At 41.1% G+C, this 14,661-nt stretch carries 12 protein-coding genes and 2 tRNA genes; 9 read left to right on the top strand and 5 right to left on the bottom strand.

All coding sequences use genetic code 11. From position 1 onward, the window contains the following. Positions 1-88 precede the first annotated feature (88 nt). Positions 89-1,234 carry a transporter substrate-binding domain-containing protein gene (locus AC012T_RS25620; protein WP_487061997.1) on the top strand — a complete coding sequence of 382 codons (1,146 nt, stop codon included), beginning with the start codon at positions 89-91 and terminating at the stop codon, positions 1,232-1,234. A gap of 219 nt (positions 1,235-1,453) precedes the next feature. On the opposite strand, the gene mazG is transcribed toward AC012T_RS25620, so the two are convergent. Together mazG and AC012T_RS25630 are read right to left on the bottom strand one after the other, a co-directional pair. Then, a complete protein-coding gene (mazG, locus tag AC012T_RS25625; RefSeq protein ID WP_487061999.1) occupies positions 1,454-2,257 on the bottom strand; it encodes a nucleoside triphosphate pyrophosphohydrolase in 804 nt (267 codons plus the stop codon). Positions 2,258-2,280: 23 nt separating this feature from the next. Continuing rightward, positions 2,281-2,871, bottom strand: coding sequence for a metal-binding protein (locus tag AC012T_RS25630; protein ID WP_487062001.1), 591 nt, complete (start codon positions 2,869-2,871; stop codon positions 2,281-2,283). Positions 2,872-3,001: 130 nt separating this feature from the next. Between AC012T_RS25630 and AC012T_RS25635 the strand changes: the two genes are divergently transcribed. Next, a tRNA-Val gene (locus AC012T_RS25635) sits at positions 3,002-3,074 on the top strand. Positions 3,075-3,401: 327 nt separating this feature from the next. Here the strand turns inward: AC012T_RS25635 and AC012T_RS25640 are convergent. After that, positions 3,402-3,659 carry a pentapeptide repeat-containing protein gene (locus tag AC012T_RS25640; RefSeq protein ID WP_487062003.1) on the bottom strand — a complete coding sequence of 86 codons (258 nt, stop codon included), beginning with the start codon at positions 3,657-3,659 and terminating at the stop codon, positions 3,402-3,404. 603 nt (positions 3,660-4,262) lie between these two features. Between AC012T_RS25640 and AC012T_RS25645 the strand changes: the two genes are divergently transcribed. The 7 genes from AC012T_RS25645 to AC012T_RS25675 all read left to right on the top strand — a co-directional run bounded on the left by AC012T_RS25645 (position 4,263) and on the right by AC012T_RS25675 (position 12,502). Continuing rightward, positions 4,263-5,360, top strand: a complete 1,098-nt coding sequence (locus tag AC012T_RS25645) for a tocopherol cyclase family protein (RefSeq protein WP_487062005.1) — start codon at positions 4,263-4,265, stop codon at positions 5,358-5,360. 33 nt (positions 5,361-5,393) lie between these two features. Then, positions 5,394-5,467 (top strand) — tRNA-Arg (locus AC012T_RS25650). Positions 5,468-6,216: 749 nt separating this feature from the next. Then, positions 6,217-6,780 carry a YdcF family protein gene (locus AC012T_RS25655; protein ID WP_487062007.1) on the top strand — a complete coding sequence of 188 codons (564 nt, stop codon included), beginning with the start codon at positions 6,217-6,219 and terminating at the stop codon, positions 6,778-6,780. A gap of 166 nt (positions 6,781-6,946) precedes the next feature. Continuing rightward, positions 6,947-8,110, top strand: coding sequence for a GuaB3 family IMP dehydrogenase-related protein (locus tag AC012T_RS25660; protein ID WP_487062009.1), 1,164 nt, complete (start codon positions 6,947-6,949; stop codon positions 8,108-8,110). 537 nt (positions 8,111-8,647) lie between these two features. Continuing rightward, complete coding sequence (gene trxA, locus AC012T_RS25665; RefSeq protein WP_487062011.1) at positions 8,648-8,971, top strand: thioredoxin; 324 nt, start codon at positions 8,648-8,650, stop codon at positions 8,969-8,971. A 472-nt stretch (positions 8,972-9,443) separates the two neighbouring features. Further along, on the top strand, positions 9,444-10,514 hold the full coding sequence (locus AC012T_RS25670; RefSeq protein WP_487062013.1) for an LOG family protein: 1,071 nt from the start codon (positions 9,444-9,446) through the stop codon (positions 10,512-10,514). 665 nt (positions 10,515-11,179) lie between these two features. After that, positions 11,180-12,502: a D-alanyl-D-alanine carboxypeptidase gene (locus AC012T_RS25675; protein WP_487062015.1), complete on the top strand. Its 1,323-nt coding sequence runs from the start codon at positions 11,180-11,182 to the stop codon at positions 12,500-12,502. A 106-nt stretch (positions 12,503-12,608) separates the two neighbouring features. On the opposite strand, the gene lptC is transcribed toward AC012T_RS25675, so the two are convergent. Continuing rightward, positions 12,609-13,871: an LPS export ABC transporter periplasmic protein LptC gene (lptC, locus tag AC012T_RS25680; RefSeq protein ID WP_487062017.1), complete on the bottom strand. Its 1,263-nt coding sequence runs from the start codon at positions 13,869-13,871 to the stop codon at positions 12,609-12,611. Beyond that, a complete protein-coding gene (locus tag AC012T_RS25685; protein WP_015217118.1) occupies positions 13,871-14,500 on the bottom strand; it encodes a LabA-like NYN domain-containing protein in 630 nt (209 codons plus the stop codon). The genes lptC and AC012T_RS25685 overlap by 1 nt, the downstream gene beginning before the upstream one ends. Positions 14,501-14,661 lie beyond the last annotated feature (161 nt).

Below are 14,661 nucleotides of genomic sequence, written 5' to 3' on the forward strand. Positions count from 1 at the left end.
CTGTGTATCAAAAATATAATATTTGCGCTTGGGTAAGCATGATAAATAAATACTATGTTTTATTTTGTTTGACTCAAAGCAAATTTCTATGGTACAAGCCCTTTCTACTCGATTTCGCCAAATCATTACTTACCTTGCCAGAAAGCATTATATCTCCCTAGGATTAATAGGCGGAATGTTAGTATTATTACTGATATCTGCTCCCGGACTTGCCCAAAACCCAGAATCGCCACAACCTTTATTAGTAGCTACAAGAGAAATACCACCCTTTGTATTTTCTGATCAAGGTAAGTTATCAGGATTTAGTATTGATCTTTGGGACAGCATCGCCAAGCAGATGAATGTAGAATCTAAATTTGTTGAATATCCAACTGTAGCAGACTTATTAACTGCCGTTAAAGATAGTAAAGCCGACTTAGGAATTTCCGCCATTTCCATTACAGCCCAACGTCAGGAAAATTTTGATTTTTCCTTACCCATGCTTGCTTCAGGACTTCAGATTTTAGTACCCAAGCAAGTAACAAGCGGTAATTCTTTATCCAATATTTGGCAATTATTTTTCTCTGCGGGCTTGTTGCAAGTGATTGGTGTAGCCTTAGTACTGGTGATAATTGCAGCCCATATAATTTGGTTATCTGAACGTCATCACCCAGATGGGATGATTCCCAAATCATACTTTCCTGGTATTTTCAAAGCTTGTTGGTGGGCAGCTGCCACATTAGGGGCGCAAGTTGACGAAATGCCCAAAGGTCCTATCGGCAGAATTTTAGCTATTATCTGGATGTTTATCGCTATTATTTTCGTCGCTTACTTTACAGCTAGTGCTACGACAGAGTTAACAGTACAGCAACTTCAAGGTGATATTAGAAGTATCAACGATCTTCCAGGTAAAGTAGTAGCAACAACCTCTGGGAGTACGGCAGCAGCATACCTGCGAGAAAAAAAAATTACCGTTTCAGAATTTCCTAAAATTGAACAAGCTTATGATGCACTACTAAACAAAAAAGTAGCTGCTATTGTATTTGATGCTCCTGTACTCCTATTTTATGCAGCCAATGAAGGCAAAGGTAAGGTAGAAGTTGTTGGTAGTATTTTCCGGGAAGAAAACTACGGTATAGTTCTACCTAACGGAAGTCCCTATAGGAAAAAAATCAACAGAGCTTTACTCAATTTACGAGAAGATGGAACTTATCAAGCCTTGTATGAAAAGTGGTTTGATACAAACAAATCATAGAGGGTGTTTGAAAAGTTTTGGGCGAATATAATTCGCTACTACACAAACGAAGTCCACCTGCGTGGACTAATGAAAAATTAAGGTTTTTAACCCGCGCAGGCGGGTTTTGTCTGTATAGCCGCGACTTCTAGTCGCCAGGGCTAGTAATAAATTAGACTTTTCAAACATCCTCTTAGAGTAGATTTGTAATAATGCCTCCGGCAGGCTAGACCAAAGTAATTACCCCTGAGCAAGTTTAGCCTTTGCTTGTTGCCAAAGTGCATCTAACTCTTCCAAACTATAATCTGTCAGAGGACGATCAATAACGTCCTCCATTTTTTGCAACCGTTGAATAAATCGCTGACTTGTACCTTGCAAACCTGTACTAGGATCAAGATTATGCCATCTAGCAACTTGAATAATTGCAAATAGTAAATCACCTAATTCTGATTCTTGTCTTTCTTTGGTTTCTTCAGCTAAAGCTTGTTGAAATTCCCCTAACTCTTCGTGAAATTTACCCCAAACTTCATCCACATTATTCCATTCAAAACCAACATTAGCAGCCTTTTGAGAAATCTTCATGGCCGCATTTAAAGGGGGAAGACTACGCCGATAACGACTAAGTTTATCACTGAGTTTTTGTGCTTCTGGTGTTTCTCCCTTTTCTGCTGCTTTGATAGTTTCCCAATTTTGACGTACCTCATCAATATTTTGTACAGTCACATCACCAAAAACATGAGGATGACGACGAATCAACTTTTGAGAAATACCCTCAGCCACCTCTTGTAGAGAAAAATCACCGACTTCACTAGCAATTTGAGCTTGTAATACCACCTGTAATAATAAATCACCTAACTCTTCTACGATCGCTCTTTTATCCCCAGTTTGAATCGCATCAACCACTTCATAAGCCTCCTCAATCACATAAGGCGTAAGGCTTTCGGGAGTTTGTGCCAAATCCCAAGGACAACCTCCAGGCGATCGCAATTTCGCCACCACATCAATCAACTCCTGCAAAGCCACCAAAATCTCATTACCTGCCATAAAACCTCCGCGAACCTTTGCGCTTACCTCAGCGTCCCTCTGCGTTTTTTAACCGTCTTTACTCCCTTCCGCCTCTTCATTTTGCCACTAGGAAGTAACCCTTGCATCCCCTGCTTTTGAAACCGCTTATAAGCCGAATTACTCCAATCGCTGAGAGAGTGACTCATAGCCCCCAACTCAAACCCCACAAACAAAGCAAAAAATTCCCCATAATAGAGAAAGAGCGATCGCCCCACTCCCCTCCAAACATCCCCCCAATTCAACGCCACATTAGCCAATTTATCGAAAACTACCAACACCAAAATTCCGACAACAGCCAAAAAACTCGTCAGATACACCACCCGCAAAGTTGTGCCAATAATTGGCCCATGTGACAAAAAAGATCGATGACGCAGACTTTTTTGATAAGGTAGCCAAATCCAACGCAAAAACCCCCAACGCTGAAATTGACGGGAATAAATATCTAAGTCAGGGCCAAACATCAGCCCCCCAAACATAAATCCACCCGCTACCAACAAAGTCATATTACTGCTGTGAGTCGAAACCAAAGTCACACCAGCCACAAATGGCAAAGACCAGATAGTAATGCGATCGTGCGTCTGACCAGAGGGCATCTTTTAAGATAGAGTGCGGTTAGCTCGGCATTTAGCCCGTACTGAGTCAGTATAGTGCATAGACAAAAAAATTTTCAAAATACTTGCAAAATTTTCAAACCCTGTGCTATATTAAATAAGTGACAAAAACGGGCGGTTAGCTCAGTTGGTAGAGCGCCTGCCTTACAAGCAGGATGTCATCAGTTCGAGTCTGGTACTGCCCATTTCCCGTTTTCATTACTGCATTCATTTTTTTTGAGTGCGATCGCTACTCTCGCAGCAGTCATGGCGCTGAGAGTTTATTTTGGTAGTCTTTAGACGAATTTTGCTATTAGGCTTAAAATTGATTCTGAGGCGGTTGTTGAGAATCAAATAGCCTTGGATATTGATGATGTGGAAATATTTTTATGGTTAATTATAGTTGATTAATGTTGGTTTATGCCTCTGGCACACTTCGTGAACGTTCTATTGCTCCGCGAACGTTTACGTTCCACAACCCAACCTACAAGATCAGCGAACTGACAAGTCAGCGCTTGCGCTATCGCACTACGCTATCTTCTTGGGGTTTCATTCCGAATAGTACCATCTGGCATGATGGTATTAATGAAAGTAACTCCCTCCAGCTTGGCACCTTCCAAATTAACCCCAGTCAAGTTAGCATCTTTGATATAAGTACGCTCCAAAATAGCGTTGCTCAAGTTAGCTCCAGTCAAGTCAATACTCATCAAATCGGTAGCGTGCAAATCGGCACCACTGAGATCAACACCTCTCAAATCCCCACGAAACGAAGTGTAGTGTTCGCGTAGCATTCTGAAGGAAAGAATCTCTTGAGATGCTATAGCAATCCGGCACGTTAACGCGAACGTTTCGCTACACTCAGCATGACAAAACAGGATCATTTATTTTGTGGCTTACTCTTACCCACTCAAAACAGAAACCACTGCTAGTCACGACAGATAGAAGTCAGCAACTTACAGCGGTTTCTTTGTAGGAAGATAATTCAATAAAATGGGAAAATCCGAATTAACTACATCAACTAAGGTGGACAACATTCGCAATCTACTAATCAGAATTGTGCATCCTTTATTCCAACTAGGCAGGCATTTCTGGTTGTGCGTTCAAAAACCTCCAATAACAACTTGATGGGATTAAGGCGAAAACACATTCACAGGAAGCAACAACCTAAAAGAGATTGCGAGGACATTAGAGCAGAAGGCACAGGCTCTAAGTCAGCCGGGTTGGTTTGAACTTTTAACCTTTCTGTACCCTGCTCTTAATCTATCATGAGTTTTTTTATCTGTGGAGTATATTTACTAAACTTGAAATTCATTAATCTATCGCAACAATTATGGAATCTTCCTTAAGATTATTGCGATCGCATATCCTGAAAAATAGGCCAAATAACAGCATCTATGCTTAGTATTCCCAAAAACTTCCTCAACTCAACTCAAACACCCCACAGCGGCTACCATTGGGACGGTACAAACCGCCGCTTCTTTGAAGGCTGGTATTATCGCGTCACATTGCCCGAAATTCGGCAAACATTCGCCTTCATGTACTCCATCGAAGATCCAACTGGTGGGAAGCCTTACAGTGGCGGTGCAGCCCAAATCCTGGGCATAAATGATGAATACCTCTGTCGTACCTTTCCTGATGTCAACAAATTTTGGGCGAGTCGGGATGTCTTAGCTTTAGGACATTGGGGAAAAACAAATGTTCAGGTTTCTCCCTTATATCTCCTCCCCACAGAATTTGAGCATCATATTCAAGAAGGCTATCAAGCCACCGCTACCTTAAACCAAGGCATAATTACCGATCCTGCCACAGGTAATTATTGCCGATGGCAATATGAAATTAAGCCCATATATGCTTGGGGTAATCAAAATAGCATTCAGCAATCAACCGCCGGTTGGCTATCATTTTCGCAGATATTTGAACCAGGATGGCAAATTTTAATGGCTCATGGTTTAGCCACTGGTTCGATAAACTGGAATGGCAAAATTTACGAATTTACCAACGCGCCAGCTTACGGTGAGAAAAATTGGGGTGGTGCTTTTCCACAAAAATGGTTTTGGCTCAATTGTAATTATTTTGACAATGAACCTGATTTAGCACTAACAGCCGGTGGCGGAAAACGTGGTGTATTGTGGTGGATGGAATCTGTAGCCATGATTGGTATCCACTACCAAGGCAAGTTTTATGAATTCGTTCCTTGGAACTCACAAGTAAACTGGGAAATTCAGCCTTGGGGAAAATGGCAAATGCGAGCCAAAAACTCTAACTATGAGGTTGAATTGACAGGTATTACTGATTTACCAGGTACAGCCCTACGCGCACCCACAACAGATGGTTTAGCATTCTGTTGTCGAGATACCATGCAAGGAAAATTAGATTTAGAATTGCGTGAACTCACTGGAGGCAAATCTAAAATTATTCTGAAGGCACAAAGTCATCTTTGTGGTTTAGAAATAGGTGGAGACGGTTGGGAGAATATTTGGCAATCTTTGTAAAACTACTGCTATAATTGTAAATGCTTCACAGTTGGGGTTGTAGCTCAGTTGGATAGAGCGGACGCCTCCTAAGCGTCAGGTCGTGCGTTCAAGTCGCACCAGTCCCGTATGTATAATAGTTATACTAAACACGGTTAGGTCTTGGACTTTTCTAAAACTGGGAAAACCCTAGATGTGTAGGGGTAATTCATGAATTACCCCTACCTATAGAATCAAATAATTAAGCCGTTTTGAGTATAGAACCATAACGAATAAACCTAAATGTGACAAAAGAAGTTACATCACAGAAAACGAGAATCATGATCCTGTTTGATCTCATTGTCTAAAAACGATTGTAAGTATTCAGGCTAGAGAATACTCCAAGTCAGGAAAATCAAGGCTTTGTGAGTCACATTTGATGATTTTGAGCGAGTATTAGTTCTTTCTATTCCTGATTTCATCAGCGTTCTGACTCCTTCTTCCTCAGGACTTACGCAAAATAGAACGAAATTAGGGGTAATTTATGAATTACCCCTACGTGATAATAAGGTTTTCAGGCACATCTTCCTGAACTCCTGAACTCCTGACTCCGAACTCCTGACACCGAACACCGAACACCGAACACCGAACACCGAACTCCTGACTCCTGAATTCTTACAAACAATTTAATAAATAAATGGGTTTTAACCCCTATGATGATTTGTCCGATCTAGGTTAGGATAATTCATCGAAGAGAGTAATCAGGACTATATCGTGATTTAATCCTTCTCAACATAAAAATACTCCCAACCCTGATTTGGGTAAATTTTACCTAAGTCTTTTATCCTACATAATTTTTAGAAAAAATTCTGGTCTTTGCAGACACACCTAGAGAGTCTTGAATAAGCTACTGTTTACGGGTCAGTCTTTACGGCTTATATCTTTTATCTTGCCAATTGTGGTGTGGTGGGGATACAAGGAAGTACAAAACCGGATTGTACATCCACAAGCCATGTTAGTTTTGGGCGGTTCTACTAGACGTTTAGAAAGGGAGAAATTCACAGCGGATTTTGCAAAGGATCACCCAAATATACCAATATGGATTACTGGAGGTAGTCCACCTAGATATACAAAACAAGTATTTACTAAAGCAGGCGTTGATCCCCGGCGTTTGCACTTGGATTATGAAGCTGTAGATACAGTTACTAATTTTACTACGTTGGTAGATGAATTGCAAGCTCGTGGCATTAAAAGCGTTTATTTAATTACTTCCGATTTTCATATGCGTCGTGCTTGTGTCATCGGTGAGATTGTTTTGGGGAGTCGGGGAATTGAGTTCAAATCTATATCAGTTCCCTCGGAAACATCGCCGGAACCTATTGAAAAATCTATCCGTGATGGAGTTAGAGCCATCTTGTGGGTAGCAACTGGTTACACAGGTGCTGAACAAGGTAAAAAATAGACAATAATTTTTGACGATGTAGGGGATAGGGAGCAGGAGAAAGATAAAATTTATCCCCAGCCACAGTGCCTAGTCCTCCCAATCCCCAGTCTCATAGAAAAAAATCCCTGCCAATATCCCCACAATTTGATACCCTAGCTTAAACAGATTTGAGAAAAGTGAAAGCGTGGAAATTCAACTTGGGCGGGGAAAAATAGCTCGTAGAGCATACGGAATTGATGAAATTGCTCTAGTCCCTGGGAACAAAACACTCGATCCGAGTTTGGCAGATACTAGCTGGCGTATTGGCAATATTGAGCGAGAAATCCCTATTATTGCCAGTGCAATGGATGGTGTTGTCGATGTAGAGATGGCTGTGCGTTTGTCCCAGCTAGGGGCTTTGGGCGTAATTAATTTAGAGGGTGTCCAAACTCGCTATGCAGATCCCGAACCGATTCTAGATCGGATTGCGTCTGTGGGGAAAGATGAATTTGTTGCCCTCATGCAAGAACTCTATGCCGAACCAATAAAGCCGGAATTAATTGAAAAACGTATTCAGGAAATTAAACAACAAGGTGGCATTGCGGCAGTGAGTGCTACTCCAGCAGGTGCTAGTAAATTTGGTGAGGTGGTGGCCAAAGCTGGGGCTGATTTATTTTTTATCCAAGCTACAGTCGTTTCTACAGACCATTTGTCACCGGAGTCTGTTATACCGCTTGATTTGGCAGAATTTTGCCGTTCTATGCCCATTCCTGTGGCGCTGGGCAATTGTGTCACCTATGAAGTGACTTTGGATTTGATGAAAGCTGGAGCCGCTGCGGTATTGGTAGGAATTGGGCCTGGTGCTGCTTGTACTTCGCGTGGGGTGTTGGGTGTGGGTGTACCTCAAGCAACAGCGATCGCAGATTGTGCGGCAGCACGAGATGATTATTATCGGGAAACTGGTAACTATATCCCAGTCATTGCCGACGGCGGTTTAATTACAGGTGGAGACATTTGTAAGTGTATCGCCTGCGGTGCTGATGGTGTCATGATTGGTTCTCCCTTTGCTAGAGCCGCTGAAGCCCCTGGACGGGGTTATCACTGGGGTATGGCAACTCCTAGCCCAGTATTGCCCCGTGGTACTCGCATTCGCGTTGGTACTACTGGTACTCTAGAGCAAATACTTACAGGCCCGGCTGGATTAGATGACGGTACTCATAATCTTTTAGGAGCCTTAAAAACTAGCATGGGTACATTAGGAGCCAAAAATATTCAAGAAATGCAACAAGTTGAAGTTGTCATTGCTCCTTCTCTACTAACTGAAGGAAAAGTTTACCAAAAAGCTCAACAATTGGGCATGGGCAAATAAAGAAAGCTACTGAGTACTGGGAAGAGGAAAGGGAGCAGGAGGAAAACACTCACAAGGGTAGGTTTTTAACATTGTCTATGAAGGCTGGACTGGGAAGACTTGGAGGGAAAGTAGACAAGGAAGATTTTCTCCGCAAAATAGTCTTTTAACGGTGTGTTGTTGTTACCAAAAAACATCATCCTGTAGTTTTTTCCTCCCTTGTCACCTTGTCCACCTTGTCGCCCAAGTCTTGCCCTCACGAGAATGTAAAAAACCTACACCTGTCAGCCTCTCCTCTGCCCCCTGCCCCCTGCCTCCAAGAAATTTTTCCAGTACCCTAAACAATCACGGGAAAAATCTCATCTGTCGCCTACAATAGAGATAGCGGAGACGCATGTTTCCGTTCACTCCTCACACCACACTCCGCCCGGACTACTGTTCGGGCGGTTCCTTATCAAGCTTCTTTGCAAATGTACATTCTTTACTCCCAAGCAGATGTTTTTGCTATGGTAGAATTTTCACGAAACTCAGAAATATAATAGTCAAAGGTTTTTAGGAATGTCAGCAGCCGATAGTGTTACGGATGAGAATTTTGATCAAAACGTACTTCAAAGTGATGTACCCGTTTTAGTAGACTTTTGGGCCCCTTGGTGCGGACCTTGCCGCATGGTAGCTCCTGTTGTTGAGGAAATCGCCGCTCAGTATGAAGGTCAACTAAAAGTGGTGAAAGTCAACACGGATGAAAATCCCCAAGTTGCCGGTCGGTATGGTATCCGCAGCATTCCCACATTAATGATTTTTAAAGGCGGACAAAAAGTGGATATGGTTGTAGGTGCTGTGCCTAAAACTACATTATCTACAACTCTAGAAAAGTATCTTTGACATCAATCAAGTTACAAAATTCTCTTGAGTTATCCATTGACTCTAGTTTTAGGTGAATATTTGTCAACTATTTAAGTTAAGAGGCGCAAACTTTGCGTCTCTGAAAAACTTTTTCCACAAAAGTGGAATGTTGAACAGCTACCAAGGATGTATCTTTTCCAGAGGATACATCCCTATTTTGTTTTTGCTTTTTAAGAATATACACGGGAGAACCTGAGTTCGGAGTTTCTCCTTAGGAGACGCTACGCGAACGGAGTTTCTCCTATGCCTACGGCACGGCTTCGCCGAACGGAGACGCTACGCGAACGGAGTTATGATTTTTAAGGGCGAGAGAATAAGGGTTTGAGACTCTTACTGGGGGGAGTTTTCCAGAAATTATCTTATGTCGAACTCAGGTGGGAGAGTATTAAGGCATTGATAAATGAAAGACAAAATTTAGATAAAATATAATGCCATTGTTATGGCAGTTCTCATGAATTCATCTGCATCGTTTGAAATATTAGAATCTCTCCAAGCCGATATTGTTGAATTAATAGATCGTTTACCAACTTTAAAGCATCGGCAATTTATCCAGCAGGCACTTGCTACCATAGTGCGTCTAGCTGATGATGACATTGATCGTCTTGATTGGAAAATATTATCTGCTGCTTTAGCAGATATGGAAGGAGGTTTTCAACTCTTTTATGGTTATCGACACGTTCGCAAAGTTACTATTTTTGGTTCTGCTCGTTTAGCGCCAGAAACACCTGAATACCAGATGGCAGTTGAATTTGCTCGTGCTGTTTCTCAATTGGGCTTTATGGTGATGACAGGGGGTGGTGGTGGTATTATGCAAGCTGGTCAAGAAGGTGCAGGAAGAGAAAATTCTTTTGGCTTAAATATTCAGTTGCCTTTTGAGCAGCAGGCCAACCATTTTATTGATGGTGATCCTAAACTGATTCACTTTAAGTATTTCTTTACTCGCAAACTGTTTTTACTCAAAGAAAGTGATGCGGTAGCTCTGTTTCCTGGTGGTTTTGGTACTCAAGATGAAGCTTTTGAATGTATCACATTAAGCCAAACAGGTAAATTTGGCCCAGTTCCTGTAGTTTTAATTGATCCTCCTGGTGGTGATTATTGGCGCTCTTGGAGTGAATATATCAATCATCAATTGGTGGCAAAAGGTCTTGTTAGTCCAGATGATCCTAGTCTGTACACGATTACAGATAATTTGGAAGTTGCTTGCAATGCTATTACTCGTTTTTACCAGGTTTATCACTCTAGTCGTTATGTAGGTGATCAGTTAGTAATTCGTCTCAAACAAGATTTATCAGATCACAAATTAGAACAACTGAATGAGAATTTCAGTGATATTCTTGTCAAAGGCAGAATTCAAAAAAGTCAGATATTACCTCAAGAGGGTCAAGATGACACATCTGAGCTACCCCGTTTAGTTTTATACTTCAATCAGCGGGATTTGGGACGTTTATATCAAATGATTGCGGTCATTAATGAAATGTGTATTCCTTCTCCTGATGAAGCTGCACATCCAGAAAGGAAATAGGCTCTATTACGAATGCTTTTGGGGAAAAAAGCTGGTTTGATCTAGGATATAGCATTTCCCAGTCTAATGAAGTACACACCAATTTATTCACTGTTAAGAGTTCCCGAAAACGAAAAAACTTTGTACCTCACGAGCATGGGAACGGCTATAAGTGAACCTTTTTACACTAGATATTTATTTCTGCTGTGCTGCACTAGGGTAAGATTTTCAATACTTTTAATTTTCAAGTTAGACCGTGTTGATAATACTAAGAATAATCTTCATCGTCTACAAGAAAAATTATTTTCCAACAGGTAAAGAGCAATAATTTGAGATTTAATTTATCCATGTAATCAAAGGATTTAAAAAAATAAACCTGGAAATATTTGGTTAATTTAACTCTAATTTTAGATGGAGTAATTATCTAAACAATGTAATACATCCTACTTCCAAATATTCAGAACACTAGTTATTATGACTCAATGCTGACGAGGGTAGATGAAGCTTGTATAGTTAAGCTGTCGATGATTGAGCTTTCCTGATGGCAAGCATCCAAACGATAAAAAATGCGGTTTTAAAGCGCGATCGCATAACCTAAGGAAAACAAGCTACAGATCGACTGAGAAATCTCCCTGCACACTAAAAAAACAATATCAGACATCTGAACAAAGATAGAGGAATTAAATATGCTGGAATTATTAGGTTCAGGTTTGGTTTCACTTTGGCTCGATATGGCTGGGGTCAAGATCAAGCCTTTAGATGCTTTAGATGCATTGGCTTGGCAAAGTAGTCCGGGCTTTGTCATTGCCCCTGATCCCAACCCAGCGGGGGCTATGACTGTACAAGAATATCTCAAAGACCTGATTACCTCCAAGGTAGTAACCCAGGATCTGATCAAGCACCAGGGAATTTGGTTACAGTCTGGGCCAATGCTCATGGCTAATCACCAAGGGACAATGCCTCTACCCGCAGCATCTTTAACTAAGGTAGCGACTTCACTAGCGGCTTTTAAAACTTGGGGGCCAGACCATCAATTCGAGACTTTGGTTAGTACTACAGGCTCAATTGTCAATGGGGTCGTTCAGGGTGATTTGGTGATTACTGGTAGTGGTGATCCGATGTTTGTGGGTGAGGAAGCGATCGCTCTTGCTAATGCTCTCAACAAAATTGGCATCAAGCAGGTAAAGGGTAATTTGGTAATTACTGGCAATTTCGCCATGAATTTTCAACGCAATCCCCTCTTAGCTGGTCAATTACTCAAACAAGCCCTAGATCATAAAACGTGGAATCGTTCTGTGATTTACCAATACTCAATCATGCCCAAGGGAACGCCCAAACCCCAAATTGTCATTGCTGGTAAGGTTAAAGTCGCACCACAACCTAACCCTCAACAAACCTTACTGGTACGTCATCTTTCTTTACCCTTAAAGGAACTAATTAAGGAGATGAATATTTACAGTAATAACGACATGGCAGAAATGTTAGCTGAGTCGGTGGGAGGTGCAAATGTAGTTAAAGCTACTGCTGCTAACCTGGCTAGGGTTCCCCAGTCAGAAATTCAATTAATTAATGGTTCTGGATTGGGACGAGAAAATCGTATTTCCCCTAGAGCAGTATGTGCCATGTTCATGGCGCTACAAAATGCAGCTTCTACCTATAATCTGACTTTAGGTGATTTGTTTCCTATGTCTGGGTTAGATCACCGGGGGACAATGCACTCTAGACATATGCCCGCTGCGACTATCATGAAAACTGGAACTCTCAGCGATGTGAGTGCTTTAGCCGGAGTTGTTCCTACACGCGATCGCGGTTTAGTCTGGTTTGCGATCATCAATCGTGGTAACAATGTGTCAAGTTTCCGTGCCGAACAAGATAAACTTTTGCAACATCTGGTAAAACAATTGCAAGTGTCCGCTGGTGTTCCTACTGTCCTTACTCCTCACTCGGCTACACAGTCATTACCAAAATTAGGTTCAGTTCAGAGAAACGAAATTTTATATAGAAGTTAGGAATTGGTAATTGGTGATTGGTGATTACAGCAGTTTGCAAAGCGTGGCGTTAGCCCTAAATCCGTGATAGTAATTGGGTGATTCTACTTCCCAACATACCATCACCCTAATAACTACCATCCTGGGGAATAATTTCTGTTAGCACTCGCCCTTTAGAACTGCCACCTTTGACAACAATATTTTCTGTTTGCAAATTCCCAATAGCTGTTTCACCTGTGAAATTTAATTGCGGGTCAACTTGGCGATAAACTATATTTCCTTGGGCTTCTAATAGTTTTCTGTCTAAATACCAAGTGAGTTTATTTGATTTTAAAGACTGACGACGTTGCCCTACTGCATTGACATTGCCTGTTAAATAAACTGTTTTTTGTGGTATTCTCATCTCCCCTTGATTTCCCGTTACAGTTACATTTTCAGTCTTGTGAAAAACACGCACAGGGGCATTTGTTTTCACAATTTCTTGGTTAATGTTCCAGGTCATAGAGTTACTAGTTATCTGCATAGATGGGTCTAGTAACTCTAATTGGGCTTTTGGTTGAATAGTAGCAACTTTTGTTTTTAAATTAATTTCTGCTGCATTTCCTCGACCACGATCAGTTATTTTATTATCTTTATAGCGGTCAATTTGAATAGGACGATCACCAATTAATTTCTCTTCTTTGACTTGCCAAATTAAATGCTCAGTTCGCATTTGCAATTGTGGATCATTAGCAGTTGCAACTACTTTTCCAGAAAATTCTACCCGTTGTTCACGGGTTTTTACTCTTGCTTCCTGGGCAGTAGCTTTTAATTGTTTATGATTACCATTTAACTGATTACGAACAATTAATAAATCTTCTTTGGGTCGCCATTCTAATTCATTTCCTTGCAAGACTACACCATTGACAGGATCTGTAGCCAGAATTTTACCTCTGAGCAACAGTTGTTTACCGTCTTGCTGAATGTCGGCTTTTTCTGCTTTAATCGTGTAAACTACTTTGCCATCTTGATAAAGTTCGCCATCAGGATTTTCAGCCTCACCAATTTCTTTTTCTTTGGTATATTTGGCTCTAATAGCTTTAACTTTCCAAATTGGTCTGCCTACTTCATCAAATTGTTCTAAAGCTACACCAAAGAAAGTCAACTTACTATCTCTATTTTGGTTAGATGCATCCCCTGGATCTGGTTTAGTAGAAGATGGAGTTCCACAGGAAAATAAACCGATGACCAAAAATAAGGTCAAAGGCAGGTAAGACCAATTTTGTGGCAATTTAAAATTTTCCCATAATTTTTTCCATGACCATGAATAGAAGTGGGGGTAGTTGGTTTTACTTCCCCCCTGAAGTTGTAAATTTCTGCTTCCATTCGTCCTGCCTTTTTGATGTTGCATTATTCAGGAATTTCTAGATGTCCTTCACTATCTCGATGCTCATCCAAAAAACCCATACTAGATAAAGGTCGATATGGATAGCTTTGACGGGGTGTTTTTTGGATATCTTCTTTGATGGCTTCTAAATCAATATAGCGATCGCTCACATTAATTAAGCTATCACTAGTCATCGATCGCAAACTCACCACTTCTACCCGCACACCCCGATAGCTGACCGAATTTACAGCATAAGCCAAATCGCCGTCACCGCTAACTAAAACTGCGGTATCATAGGAATCAACAAGAGCCATCATATCAACAGCTATTTCTACATCCAAGTTAGCTTTTTTTGAGCCATCTGGCAGTTGTACCAAATCCTTAGCAATGACTCTGTAACCATTGCGACGCATCCAGAGCAAAAATCCCTGTTGTTTCTCATTTGTTCGGTCAACACCAGTATAGAAAAAAGCCCGCAACAGCCTTGATCCTCCAGTTAATCGACATAAAAGCTTAGTGTAATCAATTTCAATTCCTAATTGCAAAGCCGCATAAAATAAATTTGAGCCATCTATAAATATGGCTACACGACCACGATTTTCTAAAACTTGTTCTGGTGTAAATATTGAGTCGTTTTCCAAATTATTCAACATTGTTCTCATACCTCAGTTTTTATCCCTGTTATTTTTGATAGAAATCACTAATACCTTTTTGGATTTTGGTGAAGCAGCGCAATTTTGGGGGTTTACCCCATGTAGCTTGCTTTCCGGTAGGGATTGCTGTGCTACTTTGTGGAGCTGCGCTGATCACCCGA

The organism is Anabaena sp. EIM26, assembly GCF_057568715.1.